Genomic DNA, 24,169 nt, shown 5'->3' on the forward strand with positions numbered 1-24,169 from the left:
CATAACCTCAAATATATCATCTTGCTTCGGCTGTCACCCCTCCTTTAATTCCTCAGCATACTTTTTGATACACCACCGTTGTTTTTAATAATTGAACCTTATGCCATTGTAAAATTCACAGCGTTTATACAACCAGTTTGATGGCTGTATTTGATAGCTTTATTTTAGTGGCATAGCGTTGCATAAATGCGTAGCGACTCTAAGGCGCCTCTTCAATTCACTCGATAGTCATCTAAATGGGCGATACCTTAGACCAAGGTTTTTTATTTGGTATTGCATACAATTAAGGCTGAGCACAATTATATGCTCAGCCTCAACAATCATACACATTATATCTAAAACATAAAACGCTTAACGCATCTGCGTATTACCACTTTCTTGCGGTAACACATCAAGACTGACGCTAGAGCCAATGCCTGCACCCAGTTGTACGGCAAAACGGTCCATAAACATTTGGAACGGATCGGTTGGGCTATAGCTAATCACCGTCTCAAGGTCTAGTTGCTTACTTAGGCTTGTAATACTGCCTTTTTTGTCTGCCAAACCCAGTTCGATAGATTGCTCACCTGTCCAAAATAAGCCTGAAAACAGTTTGTTTTGTTCAGGATCTTTCAAACGGTCACCGCGACCTTCTTTGACAGCATTGATGAAATGCTTGTGCGTATTGGCCAATACTTTTTCGACATGTTTTTCTTCATAGTCAGTCAATGGGCGCGATAAGCTCAAGATATCTTTGTATTCACCAGCTGTAATAGTACGGTCTTCCACACCAACTTTGTCCATTAAGCCTTTGATATTATAGCTTGGCATAATGACGCCGATAGAGCCAACCAAACTTGATGGATTGACATAAATCTCATCTGCTGCAGACGCAATATAGTAAGCACCAGAAGCACCAATATCACCGATGACAGCATACAGCTTTTTGTCTGGATACTCTTTGCGCAGCTCCATCATAGTCTGCCAGATTTCATCAGACTGTACAGGTGAGCCACCAGGTGAGTTAATGTCCAATGCCACCGCTTTTGAGTTACTGTTCGCAAAAGCATCTCTCAAAGCTTCATTGACATCATACGCATTGGCCACATCGTCACTACTGATGACGCCTTGTAGCTCAACCACTGCCAAATGCGGATCACTGGTATCCACTGCATCCATACCAGTTGGCGCACTGCTGCAGCCACGACCAAGGGTCAAAAATATCAATAAGATATAACCAAAGGTCAATAATTTAAAAAAGATACTCCAGCGACGGGCGCGGCGCTGCTCGACCACACTCGCCAATAACGTGTTTTCCAGCACCTTCCATTCTCGTCCAGTCGGCGGGCTTGGTTGCTGCATTTGCGTTGGCTGATTTGCCGAATTATCAGGACGTTTGTTAGGGTCTGGTGGCCAGTTGGGCATATAACTTCCTAAGTTAGAAACAATCTAGGGTGTGTCATCATTTAGATGGTGGGGCTTAACATGAGAAAAATTGCAGCCAAACAAGGAAGAACTCGCTGTAAATATGAACATATTGACAAGATTTCTGACGATGTTTGACAAAATTTAGCCATTTTAAGGCCACAAAATGTATCCATATGCTAATTGATGACACGCCCTAGAACAATAAAATGAGGCGGTCTATAAATACAGTTGGAAGCAAATATCTGCTTACTGTATCCATTACCTGTATTAATAAGCTGCTAAGTATGGTGGTATTTCGATGATGGTTCAATAGTATAACTGTGAAATATCACTATATTGTAACGCTCATAAGATAGGCTTATTTTAGCGATAAGGCTATTTCCAAAGGTTTATCATCATAAGTCATGATTTCATGAACCTTTTGACGGCTTATCATATCAGAAGTCATCCGTGACGTGCTATGACCAAGCCATGTTGTATTTTTGAATATCATACTCTCATTTGGCGCTTCAGCTGGGCATAATAATGACCACATCTGCCAGACGCGTTGATGAGTATCAGTATCCAGAATGAGACGTGACTGGGTGGACGCTGTCTGACTGGCAGCTAACGGATTATTTACTCTCTGGGTTTGGAGACTTGCAGGTAACGATGCTAGTGGATCAGCCGCATTGTACCTTAGTATTCGTATGGGTAAGCGGCTATCAATCGCAATCGTACAGTCCCAAACGCTGATATCGCCTATTTCCGTCCAACCTGTCATGGCCTGTATTGACAAACCATCGTTAGCCAACTGCCACATTTTTCCTTGCTCGCAACGTTGGGCACTGATAGTGGGCGTATCTTTAGATTGACGGATTATTTTATCGGCTCGCTGAGATGCAGACCAACGATCAGAGCGCCCTGCTTGCCAATATTGACTGATAGGTAATCGCTCATTTAGCTGTGCAACGGTCATTGGTAGTAATTCAGAACCTTTAAAATGAGCAGCAACACGCTGCCTGTCAGAAACTAGTGTGTCAGTCAGTCCAGCACTGCTGCTCTGCACAATAATGCCCTCTAACTTATCAATCGATAAACTGCCCAGTTGCTGCTCTAGTATGGCCGACAGTTTATCCGCTGTCAGATTGCTTGGCTTGGTTCGTGCTGAGATTGCTCTATGATCAGCTAAGTACAACCAGCTGGTACTTTCATTCTTTACTGTAGGATACTGCAACAAGGCCGCCGTTATATAGGAGTCGCTTGTTGGCAAAATATATAAGGTCGGTACCGTGACGAATGACTGCTGATTGGCATACACCGCCATCATCAGTAACGTCAATGGTGGCAGCGCCAGCCAGCGACTGAGCAAACCTCGTGGTAACAGCCAAGGCAATATTCCTAATAACGCCATCGACAATATCGCTATATTGACTGGTGTATAGAGCCACGCCTCCGATAGCGCTGGCAATGACGTCAGCCAAGCCATTAAATCATGCAAATTACCAACGATCGTACTGATAACCATCCAAATGGTATCCGCAATGCTCGGCACCAGAAGGTAACACAGCCCGGCTAATAGATTGAGCGGTACAATCACCCAACCAAATAATCCAATAGCAAATAAATTAATAAAAATGCCCCATAGTGATGCCTTGCCAAATAAGAGCAACGTAACAGGGAGTAAGGTCAAAAATAGCCAAAACTGTAGTTTGAACACCCGCTTGCCCATTTGCCAAGCACGGCTAGACAGCGTATTACTGATGCGAATATGCGGTTTGCCATCGTATGCAGATGTGGAGGCAGTAGCCTGATGCTGATACGATGTATCGTCATACTTGAGCAATAGCGCCACTGCGATAAAGGACAACCAATATCCTGCCTGCCATAATACATAAGGGTCGCGCCACGCCATCAACACAGCCAATGCTAACAACACACGCATGGTACTGATAGGGAGTAATGTCAATCTGACTAAGCCAATGGCCAATAACATCCAAGCAGTACGAGCCGCGGGCACATCAAAACCCGTAAACAATGCATAAATAAAAGCGGCACCAATCATCACCCACCAACGCACTTGCCAGCGCGGAATACGTCGATAAATCGCTGGATAGTTACGATCAAACAGTAGCACGACTGTACCTGCCAGCACGATGGCTAAAAACAATACATGCGTGCCTGAGATAGCCAGCAAGTGCGAAATGCCCGCGAGTTGATATAGATTCTTAGTATCTCGATTGATTAAGCTACGGTCACCCGTGAGTAGGCTCAATGTGACCGCTTTTGCTTGTTGCTCTGCTGTCGTCTGTGCTGACCAATCTCTATAAAAATGCTGCCGTAATTGCCACCGTCCTTGATCAATACGAGTACGAAAGCGTTGAAGGTATGCGTCAGAAGTCAGCGTTTGCCTTGAATATATTTCATTGCCGATTTCGTTACTACTTATCACTGATGGACTGACAGCCAATATATTGGCGACACCGTCAATATGCCGACCTCGTAACCAGCGGTAACTATCAAAACCAGACGGGTTATTTAACGCTTGCTTGGAGGTGGCCAATGGTGCCAGTGCCAAGCTCATGAATAGTTCATCGCCAGGCTGTAGATGGTTCAAAGATGAGAGCTGGTTGTCATTGGCAGATTTTTTTGGATAAGCATTGAGTAATATTCGGTGTTCATGTTCGTGTTTAATATCGCTAATATTATCTGTATCAGAGCGATTATTGTAGTTTTCGCTTAGGCTATTTTTATCGATTTCTAAGTAATTGGCTGTTGTAATGGCCAAATCTTGGGGCGTTAACTCAGCGACTAATGGCGATATGTGCGTTACGACTGCCACTTGCCGATAGCCACTACCTGTGGCAGCATCATAAACACTGTCACTTAACCCTTCGATGCGCACGAGCGCTTGCACTCTTGTTGCGTCAGTAACTTTGGTGGTTTCTGCTTGTTGGTGAGCAACCAAAGCCTGTAACGTACTACCTATCACCAATATAATGGCAAATATGGCGAAGACTAAGTGCTTAATAATGCGAAGGGGGAATTGAGTCTTATAAAGTGAGCTATCAACGTGGGTTTTATCAGTACTGTGACGGTTTATCGAGGGTATATTCAATTGAGCAATTGCAAACAGAATAGTAGCAAACACGATGAGCGCCAGAGATAGACCAGAAACACTGACGATATCTATTACAGATAGGTTAATGGGCACTGCCACATTGTCTGCGACTGCCAAAACGCCCATCATAACAATCATTATTAGGCTACCAATCAACCAGTACACCAGCACTCCTTGCTTGATGACTTAAATACTATTCAACTAAATAGAGTAATTTACCATCGTAAATGACACGTGATGCAATAGCATTTATATTTATATTACCCTATACTGAGGCAGCGTATTAAGGTGATCACTATCTGACATCACCATTCTGTGTGTTCTTACCTCTATCTTATTCACAATATTACTCTATACCAGCCTATCAATACAATTGAGCGGACTGTAGTTAATGATGAAAGGCGATCCTGTGCCCAAAAAACGTCTAAAAGACCTGCTGCCTACACCAGAAAAAATCTTAGAAAGTCGCACTTTAAAGCTGTTCGCACCGCATTTGGCTGATCCAAGATTGTGGCATTTCAATCGACATAGCCTAAATAAAGCGGTCTATATCGGTGTACTAAGTGCTTTTTTTCCACTGCCAGGACAGATGTTACTGGCGCTAATTGGCTCGCTTATTTTTCGAGCCAATGTCCCTATGGCACTTGGTTTGACATGGATTACCAACCCACTAACCAGCCTGCCTATCTTTTATGCTGGGTATTATATCGGTGCAGAAATTATTGATGTACCCATGATCAGTTTGCGATTTATTGGCAGAATGATTGCGGATTTTAGCTTGTGGGCGTTATCAGATGGTGCCAACCCGTTCATTACTTATCGCGGGACGGTATCCCTGGCCGCATTTTGTATAGGACTGACGATCTTAGCGGTTGTGACCAGTATTATTTGCGGACTGGCCTTTAAGGCCATTTGGCGTTATAAAACCGTCGTCAGCTGGCAAAAACGCCAGCAAAAACCTTCTGACAAATCAACCAAACCTTGATGCGGTTTTACTTTCTTAAACAGCATCAAGATTTAGTTGGTCAAAGACTGAGTTAATCAAAAGCTTGGTTGGTCAATTGATACCGTTCATTCTTCTTTATTTTTATCTATAGCGGCCAAAATCTTGTCGGAAAAATGGCTGTCCATCGGTACGATCTCAAGGACTTCTTCATTTTTGAGCAATGTATAGCGTTTGCCTGTCGCACTGTCCTGAACCTTTAAATCGTAATCCACCCCAGCCAAAGTGATCGCGTCAAACACGGATGTCAGCAAATCCGTTTGCGCCTGTCTATCTAGAGTCTCAAACAAGCTTGGATCGATATAGGGTTTTAGTGGCTCATTGCCTTCTTCAGCACTGCCAAAAGCGGCAATTGGGTTGTCGTCTTTATTCATTATACGCATCCTTATAAAATAGCCACCGCGGCTGGCTGGCAACCGCTTAGTCATTTACTTCTACGATGTTATTTTTAATAGCACAACTATAAGTCTTCAACATAACAGCCATGACAAGCGCCAATATTAAGGCGTTTCAGGCAGCTCTTTGACCTCATACTTAACACTCTTAATACTGTTCCCAATGACCATTACGTAGCAACAACTGACGGTCAGCAAGGGCCGCCAAATTGCGATCATGGGTCACCATAAGTAGCGCCGTTTGCATGGTGCTTTGTAATTCTGACAACAGTCCAAAGACGCTTTGCGCATTGTCGTAATCCAAGTTACCCGTTGGCTCATCTGCCAAAATAAGCGACGGCTTAGTGACTAATGCACGCGCAATCGCTACTCGCTGCCGCTCACCACCTGATAACTCACCAGGTCTATGCATCAGACGATGCTCTAGACCGACACTTTCTAAAATATCAATCGCTTGTTGACGTGCTTCAGTCGTCGATACTTTTGGACGCATCAGTAACGGCATGGCAACGTTTTCAACGGCGGTAAACTCGGCCAACAAATGGTGAAACTGGTAGATAAAACCCAAGTGCTTATTACGCATTGCACCGCGTTCAGTCTCATTCATACTGTTCAATAGCTGACCATGTAACCAGACCTCACCGCTGGTTGGCGTATCGAGGCCACCCAGCAAATGTAGCAAGGTGCTTTTTCCTGACCCACTGGTTCCAACGATAGCGATGCGCTCACCCGCATGAACTGTCAGATCAAGGCCCGTCAATACTTGCGTACTGACCGCGCCTTCATCATATATCTTATTGATATTGGTCGCCTCTAAAATGGCAGACATAACGCTTCCTTTATTTTATTTATTTCGGTATTGATATGTTTGGATTACTCATAGCGTAACGTTTGAGCAGGCTGAATCTTCGCCGCTCGACGTGCTGGATAAATCGTTGCCAAAAAGCTCAGTACAAACGATGCACCTGTGATTAATAACACATCTAGCAAACGCAACTGTGATGGCAAGTAATTGACAAAATAAGCATCAAACAAGTTCAGGCCAAAGGCTTGGTTAATAAAGCCTAAAATATCACTGACCGTGAGCGCAAATATCACGCCCAGTATCGTACCAGCGATAGTACCGATCACACCGATGACCACACCCTGAACCATAAAGACCTGAGTAATCAAACGAGGAGACGCGCCAAAGGTTTTTAAAATCGCAATATCTGCTTTTTTATCAGTAACCAACATGACCAGACTTGAGACAATATTAAAAGCAGCAACCAAGATAATCAAAAATAGTAATAACCCGACCATGGCTTTTTCCATTTGAATCGCCCCAAATAGATTACCATGTGTCTGCGTCCAGTCATTCGGATACAGTCTCTCAGGTGCGATCGCAGCTGCCTTTTGTGAGGCAATTGGCGCCGTAAATATATCGTTAAGCTTCATGCGTACGCCCTGCGCACCCTCTGGCAAACGTAACAGTTTTGCTGCGTCCCCCATTGGAATGAACGCCATCAGACTGTCCACTTCTGGGCTAATGGTGAATATGCCTGTCAAGGTGAAACGCTTAAATCGCGGTATCACGCCAGCTGGTGATGGCGACGCTTCTGGCAATACTAGCGTCACTTTATCCCCTATCTGCAAGCCCAAAGATTGCACCATCTCCTCGCCCAATACGATACTGAAGTCACCACTTTGCAAGGTATCGATGCTGCCTTCAACCATATGATCGTTAATGATTGAAACATTTTTTTCGTACTCAGGCTCGACGCCTGTCACCATAATACCTGCGACCTGACCGTTTGATGTCAGCATCCCTTGCAACTGGATAAAGGGTGCCACAGCAGCCACTTCTGGATCTTCTTTGATTTTATCGGCCAACTGCTTCCAATCACCAATAATTTCACTTGAGACCACGGTAGCCTGCGGCACCATTCCCAAAATACGGGTTTTTAGTTCACGGTCAAAACCATTCATAACCGATAGCACCGTAATCAATACGGCAACCCCCAGAGTCAGACCAATCATTGAAATGAGTGATATAAAGGAGATAAAGCCATTACTGCGCTCTGCTCGGGTGTATCGTAAGCCGATAAATAACGCTAAAGGACGAAACATATTCAAACTCTTTATCTTATCTACGTGCGACTTTATATAGGTTGCATAACGAGCAGTAGCAAATGCATCACACAGTTGCTACTGCTCACATATAAATCAAACACAAAAACAGGGTGTCAGACGAGCCAATAACAGCTGTCAAAAGGGAGCTAGTTTGACACAAACTCACTGATATGTGCCAGTCATTAGCAACAACTGAGAGTATTTTTTACCAAAAAACTGGGTTTTGTTATTATTTTTTATAGGGGGCTTGCTATTAGCTGTACCAATACCTATATATTATATGCTAAAGACAATTGTCATTAACCCCTCATTGAGGTTTGTTCACTCTGTACTGACACTATCGCTGACCATCATAAGCCAATTCTTTCAAGTATTGAATGGTATATCAGCAAACACAGTATTAGATATACCCCTCACGCTGACTTAATTTTGAGTATTTTCATGACCATAAATTACCAATATAAAAACATTCAATCTCCTACCAAGATCACATTGACCGATGAGCAGTCCGCAGGTCATGGCGATCACTGGCGTATCCTGACCGACGATATGAGCCATGATGTACCAGAATGGCTACAGAAGATGATCGAAGTCGCAGCAATGCCCAAAGGCCTCAATAGCAACATCACTGCGCAAGACAGCTGCTTGCTTTTGTCAGAAGATCAACCCTGTCATATCAATCAAGTGCTTGCGATGAAAGAAGGCAAGCCTGAATGCTTTATCAATGCCTATCCTTGTGTGGACAGTCCTTATGGGTTGAACTGTAAAATTGAGCGCATCATCGCCAATGACAACTCACATGATGCTGTTTTACGCTTCCGTACCGCTGATGGCAGTATCATTTATGCATTTGATCAGCTCTATACGACCAATCGCCACCTATATCAACGCGACACGTCTTATTATGTAAACTTTAGCGCATGGGCACACGAAATCAAGTTAAGCGAACAGAACGAAGTAATCATGGTCGAAGACCAAGAGTCAATTCGCTATCACCGTGCCTTTAACGATATCGTCGCGGCAAATGACGGAAAAATTCCAGACGACTTGCAAGCGCAAATCAGTGAATGGAAACCTGAAACCAAAGAGCAGATGGCACCTGTCGAAATCAACTTGGGTCATATGTGTGCTTACTTGTTTGGCGATACACTAGGACAAGAAGATGAAGCTTGGTGTCAAGGTCAAGTGCTTGGTAAACAAGAAACCGTATTCAATGGTAAGTCCATTATATTGTTTGATGTGGTAACGCTACGTGAGCAAGATGCAGATCCTTTCGTCGTGCGTATTGGTGCGCTTAATACTACTGAAACTAATAGTATTAAAGTACATGACTACGTCCAAGCAAACGTGTGGCTACAAGCAGCAATATACAAAGAAAACCAATCAAATGCGACGCAGCAATCAAAAGCTAGCTAGGCTGTTCGAAAGATTGTCTATAGCTTTATTATGCCTATTTGATTGCGCAATAAAAAAGCCCCTAATATGAATTAGGGGCTTTTTTATGTCTTATGGATTCTTACAACCCAAAAACGTAACGTAAAAATCGTATAAATATACGATTAAGCCATCGTCGTCATTGATTTGATGCGAGTGTATAACTCTTTTTGCTCTGCGCTTGGACGTGCAGTCTGTACGGCCATTAGCTGTGACATATCGCCTTCGACGCGAATTTTGCCACTCATAAACGCACCCATGATTTGATTGGTATCAAAATCAGTAATGATAGACTGTAGGATATCGCGATCTAATAGCAGCGTCGTCGTTGCATTATCGTTTAAGCCGCGATGCAGCAAACCATTTGCAAAATTGGCTTCGATAGTTTTATCAGCTTCAGCCACTTTTAGATTGACAACCATATTGGCAAGTACTGGTGGTAAGTTTAACTCACCCGCTTCATTGCCCATGTTTTCTACTTGCTCAAACCATTCGTCTGTCAAAAAAACTGCCATATTATATTATCCTTAATTGATATTCTGTTGGGCCAATACTGCTAAGAAAACCTGTTGGCCTAACTTTTAGAATTATTAAAATGCTTGCTATCAATAGCCGTATAAAAGACATAGCCATCAATGATGTTCAGCCTCATTATAAAGGGCGACTTGATAAGAAGTAAAACCTATTTACATGGCGAGCAAGGGTGTTGTTACAAAACTTCTTTGCCAGCCTACGCTCATACTCCGCGCCACTTCCTCTCATTTCACTGAAAGCCGCATCTAGAATAGTGACAAAATTGTGTATAAGATAGACGGGTAGCACGGCAATAATAAGTTGCTCGCTAACATTTATACCAAAGAGTTTGTATTTTGGCGCAGAGTTCTGATGATATTTAATTAGGATTGCGTTACAATACCCTTAAACAGAGTCGGGAGTTTTAACCAAATATTACATAATCATGTTTTTTGTCAGCTGCCGCTAGCATACATCTATGGTCAATGCTTTTTAATAGCCCTATAGATATGGGTATCTATCTTCATTAGTACAGGTTTTTTCGTAATAATTAAGATACATATTTAGCCTTATGAGATGTTTGATGCTCAAAAACGGCGCGTCTTCTTATTTACCTTGATGATCTATTAACAATCCTACTATCGAGCGACCTTGAGTAAGGTACATAACGTGCCTATTTTTATTTATTAGTATCAACTGATATAAAACAAGGACCTAAATCGATAGTTAATGACATCATTGCGCTAAGTAAGTCAAAAAACAATAGGTGCCGTCACTATGATAAGTATGGATTTATAAGTACTTATGATACAGATAGCACGGATTGTTGGTTAATTCTGTTGATAATTCGGGCTGTAAAGGAATCATCCAATGAGTTTACAAAACACAGCAGTCGCCCCAGTTGACCGTGAGTACGAAATTACTGTCGTAAGATTTTTTACGATCATGGCTGTCGTTTGGGGCATCGTCGGCATGAGTCTTGGTGTGTTCATTGCTTCACAGTTAGCATGGCCAGCACTCAACTTTGACATTCCATGGCTGACCTTTAGTCGTTTAAGACCGCTACATACCAATGCGGTCATTTTTGCGTTCGGTGGCTCTGCCCTGTTCGCAACGTCGTATTACATCGTTCAGCGTACCTGTAAAACGCGCTTATTTGCGCCATACTTGGCTTGGTTTACCTTTTGGGGTTGGCAAGCGGTTATCGTATCCGCCGTTATTACCCTTCCTCTAGGTTTGACCTCGACAAAAGAATACGCTGAGCTTGAGTGGCCGATTGATATTCTAATCGCTTTGGTATGGATTTCTTATGCCATCGTCTTTTTTGGCACGCTCATCAAACGTAAAACCTCACATATCTATGTGGCCAACTGGTTCTTTGCCGCTTTCATCATTACGATTGCATTACTACACATCGTAAACAGCATGGCCATTCCAGTTAGCGCGTTCAAATCTTATTCGCTATTTGGCGGTGCAACTGATGCGATGGTGCAGTGGTGGTACGGGCATAATGCGGTAGGTTTTTACTTAACGGCAGCTTTCCTTGGAATGATGTATTACTTCGTTCCAGTACAGATTGGCCGTCCTATCTACTCTTATCGTTTGTCTATCGTTCACTTTTGGGCATTGATTGCTTCATATATGTGGGCTGGTGGTCACCATTTACATTATTCAGCGCTTCCAGATTGGACGCAGTCATTGGCAATGGTATTCTCAATCATCCTATTCGCACCATCTTGGGGTGGTATGATCAACGGTGTGTTAACGCTATCAGGTAGTTGGGATAAGTTACGTACCGATCCGATCATTCGCTTTATGATTGTGGCATTGTCGTTCTACGCGATGTCGACGTTTGAAGGCCCAATGATGTCTATCAAGACAGTGAATGCACTATCGCATAACACTGACTGGACAGTTGGTCATGTACACTCAGGCGCGCTTGGCTGGGTTGGTATGATTACGATTGGTTCGCTATATGTACTGTTACCACGTATCTATAACAAACCGAAGATGTACTCTATCAGCTTAATCACCACGCATTTCTGGCTGGCGACTGCGGGAACGATTTTCTATATCGTGTCTATGTGGATCTCAGGTATTGGCCAAGGCATGATGTGGCTTGCGACTAACCCAGACGGTACTTTGGTATATAGCTTCGTTGATACTGTTGAATTCTCGCATTTCCCATATATTGGTCGTGCTTTTGGTGGCTTCTTATATGTGTCGGGTATGTTTGTAATGGCTTATAACTGCTATAAAACACTCAAAATGCCAGAAGGTAAGCCTGTAGATGTCGCTGATCCAACGGATCATGAACCTAGTGTCGAAAAACCTTCGACAGCTAACGTATAAGGAGCGATCATGGCTGGTTCACCGCATGAAATTATTGAAAAAAATACAGGCTTGTTAGTCATTGGTATCGTTATTGCTATTAGTTTTGCAACACTAGTTGAAATCGTACCATTGATCTATGACAACAAGGGTCCTGAAGAAGGCGGCGTGAATGCGCCTCTTCCTGCCATGGAGCCTTGGACAGCGCTTGAATTTGAAGGTCGTGATATTTATATTCGTGAAGGATGTCACGTTTGTCATACTCAAATGGTTCGCCCACTACGTGCAGAAGTTGAACGTTATGGACCCTATTCACGTGCCGCTGAGTCAACGTGGGATCACCCATTCTTATGGGGATCGAAGCGTACTGGACCAGATTTAGCACGTGTTGGTGGCCGTTATTCTGAAGATTGGCAAAAGCAGCATTTGATTGCGCCACGTTCACTTGTGCCTGAATCAGTGATGCCAGGTTTCCCTTGGCTTGCTGAGAATGAAGTGGATGGTGAAAACATTCAAGCTAAAATGCGTCTATTCCGCGATCGCTTCGGTGTTCCTTATACTGAAGAAGACATTGAAGGTGCTCCAGATGCTGTGCTTGGTGCTACCGAGCTTGATGCTTTGGTCGCCTATCTACAGCAGTTAGGTACCGCAATGGAAGGACAGCGCTAATGGGTATTGGTGAATTACAAACAATTGCGACCGTTTCTGCCTTTATTGCCTTTGTAGGTGTTGCATGGTGGGCGTATTCGCCAAAAAACAAAAAACGCTTCGAAGAAGATGCACAACTTGCGCTTGATGACGAGGATATAAAATCTCTGTCTGAAGAGCAGCGCAATAAGGATAAATGATGACATTTTTTTGGAGTTCTTGGATCACGCTAATCAGTTTCGGCTGCTGGCTTTTCATTCTTGGCGTTCTACTGTTTGTATTAAAGTACAAACCAGACGTTGAAGAAGACGGTACGACTGGTCATGAATATGATGGTATCCGAGAATACGACAAACCACTTCCTAAATGGTGGTTGGTGATATTTTTTGGCTCAATCGTTTGGGGTGTCGCGTACTGGGTATTTTTTCCAGCGATGTTTCCAGCACACTGGCAAGGTATCGCCACCGTAGAAGTTGACGGTGAGACTGTACCTTGGACCTCTAAAAACGAGCTATTCAGTGAGCTTGAAAGTAATAATAAAATATTTACAGATAACTTTGAAAAAAGCATTTTGGTAAAAGCAGATGCTGTGGGCGCGACGGCAACATTGGGGTCGTTGAACGAATTACAAGCAACCATGCGTCGTAGTGAAAAACCACCAGCAGATCTACAGACTCAAATCGACGAAAAAGTGACAGAACTTGCTCCTTACGTTGAAAAACTGTCTGAAAACCCAAATGCTTTAAAAGTTGGTAGCCGTTTGTTCTTACAGAACTGTGCTGTATGTCATGGCTCTAATGCGAAAGGTGCGACAGGCTACCCTAACCTAACTGATAATGATTGGTTATATGGCGGCGAAGCGGGCAATATCTTGACCACGCTACATAATGGTCGTATCGGCGGTATGCCTGCATGGCGCGATCAGATCGGTGAAGACGGTGTGCGTGCAGCATCTGAGTATGTATTGTCACTATCTGCAAACAACGGTAGTGAGAGTAACGGTGAGCTTGATCAAACTTTGGTTAATCAAGGCGAAGCTATCTTTAAGCAGCAGTGTGCCTTATGTCACTCTGAAAGCGGTAAAGGTATGATTTCAGCAGGTGCACCGAACTTGACTGACAATATCTGGTTGTATGGCGGTGAGCGTGAGACTGTACGTAATACATTGCGTTATGGCCGTGCTGGTGTTATGCCTCAGTGGGAAACTAAGCTAGGTAATGAGCGTATTATGCTACTTGCTGCTTATATCTACTCACTATCAGATAAAACAAGTAAAGCACCCTCAGTATCAGCGGTTACGGCGACAGCTCAGCCTGTAGCAACCGAAGAAGTGACGGCTAACTAAGACGCTGTTACTATACTGTCTATGGACGAGATTTAATAAAGGGAGAACTGTAATAACAGTTCTCCCTTTTTCATATATTGGTATTGATTTTCATTTAGAAATGGCAAGGATAAGTGGCCATAGACCCTAGAAATCGTTCTAATATATTCATTGCTTTTCATGTTTATTACCCCATTATTAGTAGGGGGAATGCTAGAATAGCTATTTTTTAAAATAGTCTATCGGTCATGGCTTTATATAGTCCTGACTCAATCTCATGAAGCTATAGTCAATTCCATATAAATCGGATACGGTGTCAGGCTTGCGCAGTCTACTATTTGTAGTGCTTTCACACCCCTTCTTTGTATCTAAATTATCGTGAACCGACTATATTTACAATCGATCATTTGGTAAGTGGATTAGAATATTTTTTATTCAAAATTTTATCCACTATTTACTGACATTGATAACATCATACACTCACATACCTCAGCATTAGAGGTGTTTGTTCATCATGCCAGCAGACTGATTCTTTTTTTAAAGAGGCTCGTTTATGTCAGCACAACAACCCAATAAAATCCCTGTACAACAGATTGATCTTGATGCGACCAAGCATCGTGTGCATCCGAGGTTTGTCACAGGTTTTTATCAAAATATTCGTGTCATCACGATGTATGCCCTTTTGGCGGCTTTTTTACTTTTGCCATGGCTGCGCTATAATGATAGACAAGCGATATGGTTTGATGTGCCATCACAGCACTACTATATTTTTGGCATGACGTTTTTGACGCAAGATTTTTACTTTATTGCTGCATTTGCCATCATTGCCGCGTTTACATTGTTTATGGTGACCGTGTATGCAGGTCGAGTTTGGTGTGGTTATGCTTGTCCACAGACTATTTGGACGCATCTATACCAGTATGTTGAAAAGTGGGTGATTGGCGATCGTAATAAGCGTATCAAGTTTGATAAAGCACCATTAAGTGCGACCAAAGTATTCAAGCGTTCGGTTGTTTATTCAATTTGGTTTTTGCTTTCTGTGATTACCGCAGCGACCTTTGTCAGTTATGTGGCGGGGACAGATTCTCTATATCATAGCTGGCAATCGGTGGGGTTGATTCCTTTCCCTGACTGGCCTACATGGGTTTGGGTATCGATGTTTATTTTTACCTTTGCCACTTATGCCAATGCAGGCTACATGCGTGAGCAAATGTGTATTCAAATCTGCCCTTATGGCCGCTTTCAGAGTGTGATGTTTGATAAAGATACGCTGATTGTCTCCTATGATTATGAACGCGGTGAGCCTCGCGGTGCCCGTAAAAAAGGCACAAATCCAGAGCATTTAGGTGACTGTATTGAATGTACAATGTGTGTGCAGGTCTGCCCGACTGGTATCGATATTCGTGATGGTTTGCAAGTTGGCTGTATTCAGTGTGCGGCTTGTATTGATGCCTGTAATGAAGTGATGGACAAGGTCGGTTACTCACGTGGCCTCATTCGTTATACGACCGAGCGGCAGCTGGCAGAAAAAGAACCTAGCCGATTACTCCGTCCACGATTATTTGCTTATTTAGCGTTATTGGCCGTACTATGCGGCGGCGTTATATATGCATTAACCGATCGCGTGCCACTAGAGATTGATATTCGCCGTGACCGTAATCAGTTGTCATCGATCAACAATCAAGGCATGATCGAAAACAGCTATATCGTCAAATTAACCAATAAAACGCAGGATGCTCATACCTACACGATAACGCTTGCACCGCAAGAGGGACTGAGTTTAGAGCTGCGTTTTAACGATGTGCCACTAGAAGCAGGCGAAAGCTTTGATATGCCAGTGAGTATTTATGGTGATCCTGATGTGATCGAGTTTGGCCAAACACCTGTGACTCTAAACGTGAGCAGTGAAAACGGTAAGTATAAGGTCAATAAACAAAACGTCTTTACGACTCAAGGTCAATAGACTGATCGATCAATAGCACACCTTTTATTTGCTTTCCTGCAGTTCATTCGGTAGCCTTTGACTACCGAATGAACCATTTATCATTAAACTGGCAGCGCTTAGCCGTCAAATTATCCGTTGATACCATTTGTAGATGTCTGATAAACAGATATCTGTTGAATACGTATCTGATGCATAGGTATTTTATGTCTACTCCAGCACCGAATTTTAAACATCAAGATACTCAGCCATGGTACAAAAACTACATGGTCGTTATCTTTGTGATTGGCATGCCAGCGGCGGTCGTGATCGCTTGTATTTGGTTTGTTTATTACTCTTACCAGATACGCGATAGCGTGGTGCGTGACGACTGGTACATGGATGGCAAGACGCTTTATCATGATGTGTCTCGTGACAAGCTCACGTATGATTTGGACTTGCATGGACAAATGCAATTTGCAGACAATGGCGATATTGTATTCTATCTCAATTACCCCGAGCAAAGCGTCCAGTCAGGCAAGCTGCTAAACGGTACACCACTTACCTATCCTGATACGTTGGAACTTTCTATTTCTCATGCAACGGATATCAAAAAAGACCGCGATGTTGTCCTTAAGCATGTTGAGGGCAATAAATACAGTGCACAAGTCGATATTGATCCTGTGAAAGCCAAGTATTACCTACAGGTTAGCAACGACGGTAAAGATGATTGGCGTATGCAAGATGTCGCAAAACTGCCTCGTTCAAAGGTCAGCTTTGACCCACTACCAGTTTTTGCTAAAAGTTAATGCTGTTAATAGCATCCAGACATAAAAAAACCAGCCACTCGTCAGAGATCGGCTGGTTTTTTTGAGCTATTTAATATTCTACTAATTAATAGGTACTATTTAATTAATATAGCCTTAACCCATAAACTACTAAATCACAGGGTTAATCGTTGGAATTTTCTGTGCTTTACGCTCATTTTGCGTGGCTTCATCCGTTTCTGTTGAATAAGAGTTGTCACTAGCAAACTTAGGATTGAATGTTTGCGTCCTTGGCGATACAGGTAAACCAATTTCAGCCAAACTATCCGTCTGCCCTGCTTGAATATTATCACCTTCAAATAAGCGCTCATCGTTATCGCGATCAAGGCTGAGTGTTTCAAAGTCAAACAACTCACGGTCGGCTAATTGTGATGGTGCGACATTTTGCATGGCTTTGAAAATAGAGGCCAAACGCTGTGGATGAGCGTCATCCCATTCGCGTAGCATATCATTGATGATGGCGCGTTGTAGATTGGTCTGACTGCCACATAGGTTACAAGGAATGATTGGGAATTCCTTTAATGTGGCGTATTCAATGATGTCTTTTTCTTCGACATAAGCCAATGGACGAATCAGCATGTTTTGCTTGTCATCGCTCAGCAGTTTAGGCGGCATCGATTTGAGCGTGCCGCCATGGAATAGGTTTAAGAAAAAGGTTGCAAGCATATCATCACGATGATGACCGAGGGCAATCTTAGTCGCACCAATTTGCTTGGCAAAGCCATATAACGAACCGCGACGCAGACGGGAGCACGCTGAGCAGTAAGTCTTACCTTCTGGTACCACGCTTTTGACAATACTATACGTATCTTTTTCTAAAATATAGTGAGCAACGCCCTGCTCGTTCAGATATGCAGGCAAAATATCTTCGGGATAACCAGGCTGTTTTTGGTCGAGATTGACCGCGACGATATCAAAGTTTATCGGTGCAATACGCTTTAATAGCAATAAAATATCAAGTAAGGTATAGCTGTCTTTACCACCTGACACACAGACCATCACCACATCGCCATCTTCGATCATATTAAAATCACGAATCGCCCAAGAGACTTGGCGGCGTAGCTTTTTTTGTAGTTTACGAAAGTATGCTGATTCGGTAGGTGATTTCGAATTGGCAAATGTCTCAGCAACCGTATCCTCATCGCCACCCTCTTCAGCGACGCCATCGTATTGTCTACTCTCAGTGTCAGTGTCCAAAGCATGGCCAGCAAAGCCAGATTTATCAGACACATCGTCAGCTTGAGAAGGAATGTTTGGGGTAAATAAAGTCGCTGCGGTCATAAGTTACTCAATATCTTTATAAGGGTGATTTTACTATAAAGTGATTTGCGATAAAGCTTTTGAAGCATTGTCACTGAGGTCGCGTGACGGATGCTTTAAAAGCTGCGATTATAACAAATATTGCTAACAGATTGAAAAGATGACAGGAATGCAGACTTTATTTTTATTACAACGCGGTTTAGAGTGACTTTGTCGCCTTAGTGACGCGTGATTGGTCGCTTCGTGGTTATGTAATAGACGTATTTTTGCTAAAATAGCCGTTTTCGTAAACCAATAATAGATACCACTATGACTAACCTTACTTTGCAAAATACTCCCAATCAAGCATCCGATGCTGACTTAGCTGCCCTTACCAAAAGCCAAAACGCTGTCGTCCTCTTATCAGGCGGGCTCGATTCGGTGACTTGCTTATATTGGGCAAAATCACGCTATGCATCGGTGACGGCAGTCAGCTTTAATTATGGTCAACGTCACAATAGTGAGCTTGTCGCCGCAAAAACCATCGCTGACACAGCAGGGGTCAATCATAGAGTCATCGACATCGATATCGCTCAACTGGGTGGTTCCTCGCTAACCGATCACAGTATGATCGTACCAGACGGTGATACGGACAAATTCCCTAACAAAAAACGCGATGAAATCGACAACGATGCTATCCCAAATACTTATGTGCCTGCGCGCAACACCATATTTTTATCGTATGCGTTGGCAGTCGCCGAAGTCGCTGACGCCAATCATATCGTTATCGGTGTCAGCTCAGTTGATTATTCTGGTTATCCTGACTGCCGCCCAGAGTACATAGCTGCCTTTGAACATATGGCCAACCTCGCCACAAAAGCTGGGGTCACAGGTCATCGCTTGTCGATTCAAACGCCATTGCAACAGTTGTCTAAAGCTCAAACTATTGAGCTTGGGCTAACATTGGGGGTCGATTACGGGCAGACGATTTCTTGTTATCGTGCAGATGCCAATGGTCTTGCTTGTGGTATTTGTGACAGCTGTGCATTACGTCGTCAGGGCTTTGCCCAAGCTGGCGTAACCGACCCTACTCATTACCAATCTTAATAGACTATAGTCAAGCCCTATACAAATCAGATACGGTGTTAGGCTCGCTCAGTCTACTATTTGTAGTACTCTTACTCGCCTTACTCGTATCCAAATTATACTGAACCAACTATACATTGACGCTAGATGTTGAGTGAGGTGATGAGTTCTGTCAACATTCGCGCAACATTCACTTGCATTAACACAGCACGCCGTTATTGTATTTTTATCAATATACTTGCTATCGTATGGACGATTATATCTATCAACAGATGTAAATGACGAGATCAGTCACTCATATCATGATGAGTTGACTTTGCACTGAGCAAAATCTAAAAAACTGACGCTACCTGTAAGAGGAAATTTATGAAGTTGTTGCCAGTATTACCCCTAGCCCTAGCGGCCCTATTTGCCATGCCACAAGCAAACGCTACTGACATTAAGCAAAATAATATCAATTCATGTGTCAACGGCGCAGTCAAATACAAAGTCGCCGACAAAAGTAACGCAACCAAATTGTGTAGCTGTACCATTGGTGTTCGCAGCAATATGACTATCGGTCAAATGTGGGAAATCGAAAGCTACGCGCAAGACAAAAAAGATCCTTCAAACCTACCTTACGTGAAGACAATGCAAAAAGACTTGCAGCAATGTACTGTCGGCTTAGATTTGAAGAAGCCACAAAAACCTGCTTAACTCATAATGATCTGATGTACAAAAGACTGGCTATTGCCAGTCTTTTTTGTTGCCAATGAATGGGCAAAGTGTAAAACTGATTATTTATTGCTACTAATCTGCCTATAATAAGAACACGATAAATAGAACCACAAATCAGCTGATACACACAATTAAAACTAATAAGGATTTTACAATGGCCAAGCCAACGACAGAAACCATTCACCTACCTGATTTTCCAGTAACCATAGTACGCAAGCTTGCTGGTAACTTTATCCATGATGAGATTAACTTAAAAGAAATGGTCGCCAATACTAATAAAGGGCTTATTCTGTATTTTTATCCTAAAGACAGCACCCCAGGCTGCACCACGCAAGCGACAGAATTCACCTCGCACCTTCATAATTTTGATGCCTTAGGCTATGACATCGTCGGCGTCTCTCGCGATAGTGTGGCATCTCATGAAAAATTTATTGATAAATATGACTTACAGATTCCACTCATCAGTGATACCGATGAACAGCTATGCCAGTATTTTGACGTTATCAAAGAAAAAAACATGTACGGAAAAATTACGCTCGGTCTTGTACGTTCGGCATTTGTATTCAATAAAAACAGCGAGCTGACTCATGCACAGCGTAACCTACGAGCCAAAGACTATACCAGTCGTTTACTAACTATCTTGGCGCCATAATTACAGAACCATAAAAACCGAATAAAAAATATAAGCCAAGCATTCAGTCTATTACTGAATATAACCTTGCTGCTATTAGAGAATAATATGAATAAACAATCTGGCACGACCACTGACGATACGCCGAAAGAAGTCACACGCAAAGTATCTGTCGCTATTATTGGCGCGGGTACCGCAGGCCAAAATGCTTTTCGTCAAGCAAGTAAAATCAAAGATGATGTGGTCATTATCAATGAAGGATTTTGGACCACGACCTGTATTGCGGTTGGCTGTATGCCTAGCAAGCTACTAATTGCAGCGGCTGATCGCGCACACGACGCCAATCATTCTGCTGAGTTTGGTATTCATGCGACCGCACAAATCGACGGCAAACGAGTCATGGAGCGTGTACGTGACGAACGCAGTCACTTTGCCAGCTACATTAAAAAGCAAGTAGACAGCTGGCCTGATCATAAAAAAATTGACGGTCGTGCTCATATCAATAAACAAGGGCTAATCGAGGTCAATGACGAAATCATTGACGCCGAACAAATCATTGTCGCCACAGGTAGCTCGCCGTTTATTCCTGATGGATGGGCGGACAAGCTTGGTGATACCATGCTGACCTCTGATAGTGTCTTTGAACTTGAAGACTTACCAAAAACCATGGCCGTCATCGGAGCGGGTGCCATTGGCTTAGAGCTTGCGCAGGCGTTTACACGCTTAGGTGTAGAAGTCACGCTGCTGAACCGTGCCAAACAAGTTGCTGGTCTTCAAGACGACGACATCAACAATAAAGCCATCGATTGCTTAAGTCATGAACTGACCATGCATTTGGGAAGCAAAATCACTGATGTCGGCACGAAGTCTGCTGAAGACAATGCGCCTGAAAACCATGCTTCTGAAGGCAATAAAGGCATCACTGCATTTGTTGCCTATGAAGACAGTGCTGGCGAGTCGAAACAATGGCAAGGTGAATACGTACTGGTCGCAACAGGACGCCGTAATAATATCAAACAGCTAGGCATTGAAAACTTAGGTGTCGCGCTGGACGACAAGAACCGCCCGAAAGATTTAAGTAAAAAGACAGGTCAAATTGGTGACTTAAACGTCTATATCGTTGGTGATGCTAATGCTAATATTCCTTTGCTGCATGTGGCTAGCGATGAAGGCTATAGTGCTGGTAATATGGTCTGTGAAAATACAAAAGCGGCTTATATTCGCCCACCTGCGACTCCTTTTTCTATCGTATTTTGCTCGCCGCAAATCGTTAATATTGGTATGTCTCTACCAGAGATTCAAAAAGATTCAGAACTCGAATTTGTGATCGGTAGCGTAAGCTTTGATAACCAAGGGCGCAGCCGTGTGATGGGGGTCAATTGCGGCTTACTACATATTTATGGCTGCAAAAAAACCGATAAAATTCTAGGTGCCAGTATGGTAGGCCCTGATGCTGAATATATCGGTCATATACTTGCCACCGCGATTACCAATGATTTGAGTATTAAAGACATGCTCGACACCCCTTTTTATCATCCAACGATACTAGAGGGGCTACGTACGGCGCTACGTGATGTTCAATATAAAATGGAGATACCTTTCCAATCTCTAGATACTCAAAAGAGTAATTCTTAATAGGCCGTTTAGCTAATTCCTCAAGTCAGCAATGCTTTCAAACTGGCAGTAATTGATCTTAAGCGCTGCTCCTATTTGATTGCCTTGGTGACTTGAGACAATTCATAACCAGATATTTTATACATCACATTTTGTACAAACACACCCTGCATGGACGAAAAAATGCCAATCGCTAGTGTTACCGACTTTTTTAAAGAGATCATTCGTGACTTACATACTAGCCTCTACCTTGCGCTTGGCGGCTCTGTAGATAAAAAATCCCTTGATTGGTCGTCGCAAGCAGTAGAGCTGGCGAGTACTGGCATCAAAATCCTAATATTGCTAGCAATATTGGGGTTTTTTTATTGGCTCGCTATCTATATCGTTAAGCAAAGTAGAACAAAAATTCGCCTGAATGAGCGCCGTACCAAAATCGTTCGCTCAGTCCTACGCTACGTCTGGATTGTAGCGAGTCTGATTGCCATTATGAGTCAGATAAACTTTGAACCCGCAACCATTAAGGCCACGGCAAAAGCAAGCACTTGGGCTGGCATCTATTATGTACTGTGGGCCTCATCAGGACAAATCATTCATAGAGTGCTGCAACATTACGGTCTCAATGCTTCCATAGAACAGCTACTGCAAAACATCCTATCTGTACTGCTATTGGTACTCGGACTTGCCAGCGTCATGGCGCAGTTTGGCTTTGACATCGTATCGCTGGTCGCAGGTTTGGGTATTGTTGGGTTAGCAGTCGGTTTTGCCGCTCAATCAACCCTTGCCAATTTTATCGCAGGTATCACTATTTTACTTGAGCAATCCTTTCAGGTTGGGGACTGGATTCATATCAATGACAACGAAGGACGCGTGGTGCTTATCGCCTTACGCACCACTCATATTTTGACTCGAGACAACATCACCGTCATTATCCCAAACGCTAATGTCGCTTCATCCGAGGTGACCAACTTGACCTCCAAAAACTTTATACGTTTTGATATTCGTGTGCGTATCGCATTCGAAGACGATATCGACACTGCCCGCAAAGAGATTTTGCAAGTACTTGCCGACACTGAGGTGGTACTTAGCCGTCCTGAAACCTCCGCCACCGTGGCAGAGATTGGTGAATACGGTGTGTTCTTTATCGTGCGTTTTTGGGTAAAGCCGGCTGCGGTTGCCCGTATGCCAAAAATCAAAGAAGGCTTAACAGAAGCTATTAAGCGCGCTTTCGATGCAGCAAACATCTCAACCCCTTATCCGCATATGCGTTTGCTGATGCCAAAAGATGTCGACTATCCCATAGCGACCAAACCATTTGCCACGACGACTCAAAGAGTCATGCCAGACAATCATATCCATCCTAAAAGCACCACCCAACCTTAATATCAAATAAAATCACTAACCGTTTATGGCTGTTCTGTTAGCGTAATAAAATTTTATACGCATTCAATAGTCTGCTCAAGGTATTTAAATATGCATTGTTTTGAGCGACACTCGACCTATCTTGTATATCATCACCTAAAAACACCTCTTATACCTTACTTTCATAGTGACGGGTTACGATACTAGGGCGTGTCCTCAATTCAATCGATAGTTATCTAAATGGGTTAAAAATGGCTAAATCTTGCCAAACGGCGTCAAATAGCTGACTAATATCTCGATATTATCTGCGCTATTTTCCTTGTTTGACTGCAATTTATCTCATTTTTATCACCATTTTTAAAATGAGGACACGCCCTAATTAATATGAATTGAGGCTATTAAAATACCTCTAACGCTATACATACAGCTCCTATACCTGTAGATATCTACAGGTACATCTTTGATAAATCCTTGTTATGCTGCAAACAGATACTAATAGGCTGTTGAA

Annotated in this window: 20 protein-coding genes; 13 read left to right on the forward strand and 7 right to left on the reverse strand. The window is 43.0% G+C overall.

Annotation, left to right across the window (positions count from 1 at the left end):
* Positions 1-351: 351 nt before the first annotated feature.
* Both sppA and QL982_RS07925 read right to left on the reverse strand, forming a co-directional pair.
* Complete coding sequence (gene sppA / locus QL982_RS07920) at positions 352-1,341, reverse strand: signal peptide peptidase SppA (RefSeq protein WP_290163100.1); 990 nt, start codon at positions 1,339-1,341, stop codon at positions 352-354.
* A 424-nt stretch (positions 1,342-1,765) separates the two neighbouring features.
* Entirely contained in the window at positions 1,766-4,672 is a 2,907-nt protein-coding gene (locus QL982_RS07925) for a ComEC/Rec2 family competence protein (RefSeq protein ID WP_290163038.1), read from the reverse strand.
* Positions 4,673-4,898: 226 nt separating this feature from the next.
* Between QL982_RS07925 and QL982_RS07930 the strand changes: the two genes are divergently transcribed.
* Positions 4,899-5,492 (forward strand): DUF2062 domain-containing protein, encoded by a 594-nt coding sequence (locus QL982_RS07930; protein ID WP_290163040.1) that lies wholly within the window; start codon positions 4,899-4,901, stop codon positions 5,490-5,492.
* A gap of 86 nt (positions 5,493-5,578) precedes the next feature.
* Here the strand turns inward: QL982_RS07930 and QL982_RS07935 are convergent, their stop codons facing one another.
* The 3 genes from QL982_RS07935 to QL982_RS07945 form a co-directional block, all read right to left on the reverse strand.
* On the reverse strand, positions 5,579-5,884 hold the full coding sequence (locus QL982_RS07935; protein ID WP_290163042.1) for a hypothetical protein: 306 nt from the start codon (positions 5,882-5,884) through the stop codon (positions 5,579-5,581).
* Between the two features lie 169 nt (positions 5,885-6,053).
* Positions 6,054-6,734, reverse strand: coding sequence for a lipoprotein-releasing ABC transporter ATP-binding protein LolD (gene lolD, locus QL982_RS07940; protein WP_290163044.1), 681 nt, complete (start codon positions 6,732-6,734; stop codon positions 6,054-6,056).
* A gap of 44 nt (positions 6,735-6,778) precedes the next feature.
* Complete coding sequence (locus QL982_RS07945) at positions 6,779-8,014, reverse strand: lipoprotein-releasing ABC transporter permease subunit (RefSeq protein ID WP_290163046.1); 1,236 nt, start codon at positions 8,012-8,014, stop codon at positions 6,779-6,781.
* 444 nt (positions 8,015-8,458) lie between these two features.
* On the opposite strand from QL982_RS07945, the gene QL982_RS07950 reads away from it, so the two are divergent.
* Complete coding sequence (locus QL982_RS07950) at positions 8,459-9,433, forward strand: hypothetical protein (protein WP_290190259.1); 975 nt, start codon at positions 8,459-8,461, stop codon at positions 9,431-9,433.
* A 143-nt stretch (positions 9,434-9,576) separates the two neighbouring features.
* Here QL982_RS07950 and QL982_RS07955 read toward each other — a convergent pair whose 3' ends face one another.
* Positions 9,577-9,966 carry an SCP2 sterol-binding domain-containing protein gene (locus QL982_RS07955; RefSeq protein ID WP_290163050.1) on the reverse strand — a complete coding sequence of 130 codons (390 nt, stop codon included), beginning with the start codon at positions 9,964-9,966 and terminating at the stop codon, positions 9,577-9,579.
* 868 nt (positions 9,967-10,834) lie between these two features.
* On the opposite strand from QL982_RS07955, the gene ccoN reads away from it, so the two are divergent.
* The 6 genes from ccoN to QL982_RS07985 all read left to right on the forward strand — a co-directional run bounded on the left by ccoN (position 10,835) and on the right by QL982_RS07985 (position 16,997).
* Positions 10,835-12,316, forward strand: coding sequence for a cytochrome-c oxidase, cbb3-type subunit I (gene ccoN, locus QL982_RS07960; protein WP_058024766.1), 1,482 nt, complete (start codon positions 10,835-10,837; stop codon positions 12,314-12,316).
* A gap of 9 nt (positions 12,317-12,325) precedes the next feature.
* On the forward strand, positions 12,326-12,964 hold the full coding sequence (gene ccoO, locus QL982_RS07965) for a cytochrome-c oxidase, cbb3-type subunit II (RefSeq protein ID WP_290163053.1): 639 nt from the start codon (positions 12,326-12,328) through the stop codon (positions 12,962-12,964).
* The gene (locus tag QL982_RS07970; RefSeq protein WP_057760804.1) at positions 12,964-13,143 is read left to right on the forward strand and encodes a CcoQ/FixQ family Cbb3-type cytochrome c oxidase assembly chaperone; all 180 of its coding nucleotides are present in this window, start codon (positions 12,964-12,966) and stop codon (positions 13,141-13,143) included. Before ccoO ends, QL982_RS07970 begins: the two co-directional genes overlap by 1 nt.
* Positions 13,143-14,288 carry a c-type cytochrome gene (locus QL982_RS07975; RefSeq protein WP_290163059.1) on the forward strand — a complete coding sequence of 382 codons (1,146 nt, stop codon included), beginning with the start codon at positions 13,143-13,145 and terminating at the stop codon, positions 14,286-14,288. The genes QL982_RS07970 and QL982_RS07975 overlap by 1 nt, the downstream gene beginning before the upstream one ends.
* Positions 14,289-14,820: 532 nt before the next feature.
* Positions 14,821-16,230, forward strand: a complete 1,410-nt coding sequence (gene ccoG / locus QL982_RS07980; RefSeq protein ID WP_290163061.1) for a cytochrome c oxidase accessory protein CcoG — start codon at positions 14,821-14,823, stop codon at positions 16,228-16,230.
* Positions 16,231-16,415: 185 nt separating this feature from the next.
* Positions 16,416-16,997 carry a FixH family protein gene (locus QL982_RS07985; RefSeq protein ID WP_290163062.1) on the forward strand — a complete coding sequence of 194 codons (582 nt, stop codon included), beginning with the start codon at positions 16,416-16,418 and terminating at the stop codon, positions 16,995-16,997.
* A gap of 129 nt (positions 16,998-17,126) precedes the next feature.
* On the opposite strand, the gene ttcA is transcribed toward QL982_RS07985, so the two are convergent.
* Positions 17,127-18,296, reverse strand: coding sequence for a tRNA 2-thiocytidine(32) synthetase TtcA (ttcA, locus tag QL982_RS07990; RefSeq protein WP_290163063.1), 1,170 nt, complete (start codon positions 18,294-18,296; stop codon positions 17,127-17,129).
* Positions 18,297-18,584: 288 nt separating this feature from the next.
* Here ttcA and queC point away from each other — a divergent pair, with 288 nt between their 5' ends.
* From queC to QL982_RS08015, 5 genes are all read left to right on the forward strand, one after another.
* A complete protein-coding gene (queC, locus tag QL982_RS07995; protein WP_290163065.1) occupies positions 18,585-19,361 on the forward strand; it encodes a 7-cyano-7-deazaguanine synthase QueC in 777 nt (258 codons plus the stop codon).
* Positions 19,362-19,706: 345 nt separating this feature from the next.
* Complete coding sequence (locus QL982_RS08000) at positions 19,707-20,036, forward strand: hypothetical protein (RefSeq protein ID WP_290163067.1); 330 nt, start codon at positions 19,707-19,709, stop codon at positions 20,034-20,036.
* A 175-nt stretch (positions 20,037-20,211) separates the two neighbouring features.
* Positions 20,212-20,709: a peroxiredoxin gene (locus QL982_RS08005; protein WP_290163069.1), complete on the forward strand. Its 498-nt coding sequence runs from the start codon at positions 20,212-20,214 to the stop codon at positions 20,707-20,709.
* A gap of 87 nt (positions 20,710-20,796) precedes the next feature.
* On the forward strand, positions 20,797-22,323 hold the full coding sequence (locus tag QL982_RS08010; RefSeq protein ID WP_290163071.1) for a dihydrolipoyl dehydrogenase: 1,527 nt from the start codon (positions 20,797-20,799) through the stop codon (positions 22,321-22,323).
* Between the two features lie 162 nt (positions 22,324-22,485).
* On the forward strand, positions 22,486-23,682 hold the full coding sequence (locus tag QL982_RS08015; protein ID WP_290163074.1) for a mechanosensitive ion channel family protein: 1,197 nt from the start codon (positions 22,486-22,488) through the stop codon (positions 23,680-23,682).
* Positions 23,683-24,169 lie beyond the last annotated feature (487 nt).

Source organism: Psychrobacter sp. 5A.1, from assembly GCF_030407455.1.
Classification (GTDB): domain Bacteria; phylum Pseudomonadota; class Gammaproteobacteria; order Pseudomonadales; family Moraxellaceae; genus Psychrobacter.

What these genes read in the sequence shown, in the direction of transcription:
- sppA (WP_290163100.1), bottom strand. Translation starts at nt 1,341, where the DNA reads ATGCAGCAACCAAGCCCGCCGACTGGACGAGAATGGAAGGTGCTGGAA.
- QL982_RS07930 (WP_290163040.1), top strand. Translation starts at nt 4,899, where the DNA reads ATGATGAAAGGCGATCCTGTGCCCAAAAAACGTCTAAAAGACCTGCTG.
- QL982_RS07935 (WP_290163042.1), bottom strand. Translation starts at nt 5,884, where the DNA reads ATGAATAAAGACGACAACCCAATTGCCGCTTTTGGCAGTGCTGAAGAA.
- lolD (WP_290163044.1), bottom strand. Translation starts at nt 6,734, where the DNA reads ATGTCTGCCATTTTAGAGGCGACCAATATCAATAAGATATATGATGAA.
- QL982_RS07945 (WP_290163046.1), bottom strand. Translation starts at nt 8,014, where the DNA reads ATGTTTCGTCCTTTAGCGTTATTTATCGGCTTACGATACACCCGAGCA.
- QL982_RS07950 (WP_290190259.1), top strand. Translation starts at nt 8,459, where the DNA reads ATGACCATAAATTACCAATATAAAAACATTCAATCTCCTACCAAGATC.
- QL982_RS07955 (WP_290163050.1), bottom strand. Translation starts at nt 9,966, where the DNA reads ATGGCAGTTTTTTTGACAGACGAATGGTTTGAGCAAGTAGAAAACATG.
- ccoN (WP_058024766.1), top strand. Translation starts at nt 10,835, where the DNA reads ATGAGTTTACAAAACACAGCAGTCGCCCCAGTTGACCGTGAGTACGAA.
- ccoO (WP_290163053.1), top strand. Translation starts at nt 12,326, where the DNA reads ATGGCTGGTTCACCGCATGAAATTATTGAAAAAAATACAGGCTTGTTA.
- QL982_RS07970 (WP_057760804.1), top strand. Translation starts at nt 12,964, where the DNA reads ATGGGTATTGGTGAATTACAAACAATTGCGACCGTTTCTGCCTTTATT.
- QL982_RS07975 (WP_290163059.1), top strand. Translation starts at nt 13,143, where the DNA reads ATGACATTTTTTTGGAGTTCTTGGATCACGCTAATCAGTTTCGGCTGC.
- ccoG (WP_290163061.1), top strand. Translation starts at nt 14,821, where the DNA reads ATGTCAGCACAACAACCCAATAAAATCCCTGTACAACAGATTGATCTT.
- QL982_RS07985 (WP_290163062.1), top strand. Translation starts at nt 16,416, where the DNA reads ATGTCTACTCCAGCACCGAATTTTAAACATCAAGATACTCAGCCATGG.
- ttcA (WP_290163063.1), bottom strand. Translation starts at nt 18,296, where the DNA reads ATGACCGCAGCGACTTTATTTACCCCAAACATTCCTTCTCAAGCTGAC.
- queC (WP_290163065.1), top strand. Translation starts at nt 18,585, where the DNA reads ATGACTAACCTTACTTTGCAAAATACTCCCAATCAAGCATCCGATGCT.
- QL982_RS08000 (WP_290163067.1), top strand. Translation starts at nt 19,707, where the DNA reads ATGAAGTTGTTGCCAGTATTACCCCTAGCCCTAGCGGCCCTATTTGCC.
- QL982_RS08005 (WP_290163069.1), top strand. Translation starts at nt 20,212, where the DNA reads ATGGCCAAGCCAACGACAGAAACCATTCACCTACCTGATTTTCCAGTA.
- QL982_RS08010 (WP_290163071.1), top strand. Translation starts at nt 20,797, where the DNA reads ATGAATAAACAATCTGGCACGACCACTGACGATACGCCGAAAGAAGTC.
- QL982_RS08015 (WP_290163074.1), top strand. Translation starts at nt 22,486, where the DNA reads ATGCCAATCGCTAGTGTTACCGACTTTTTTAAAGAGATCATTCGTGAC.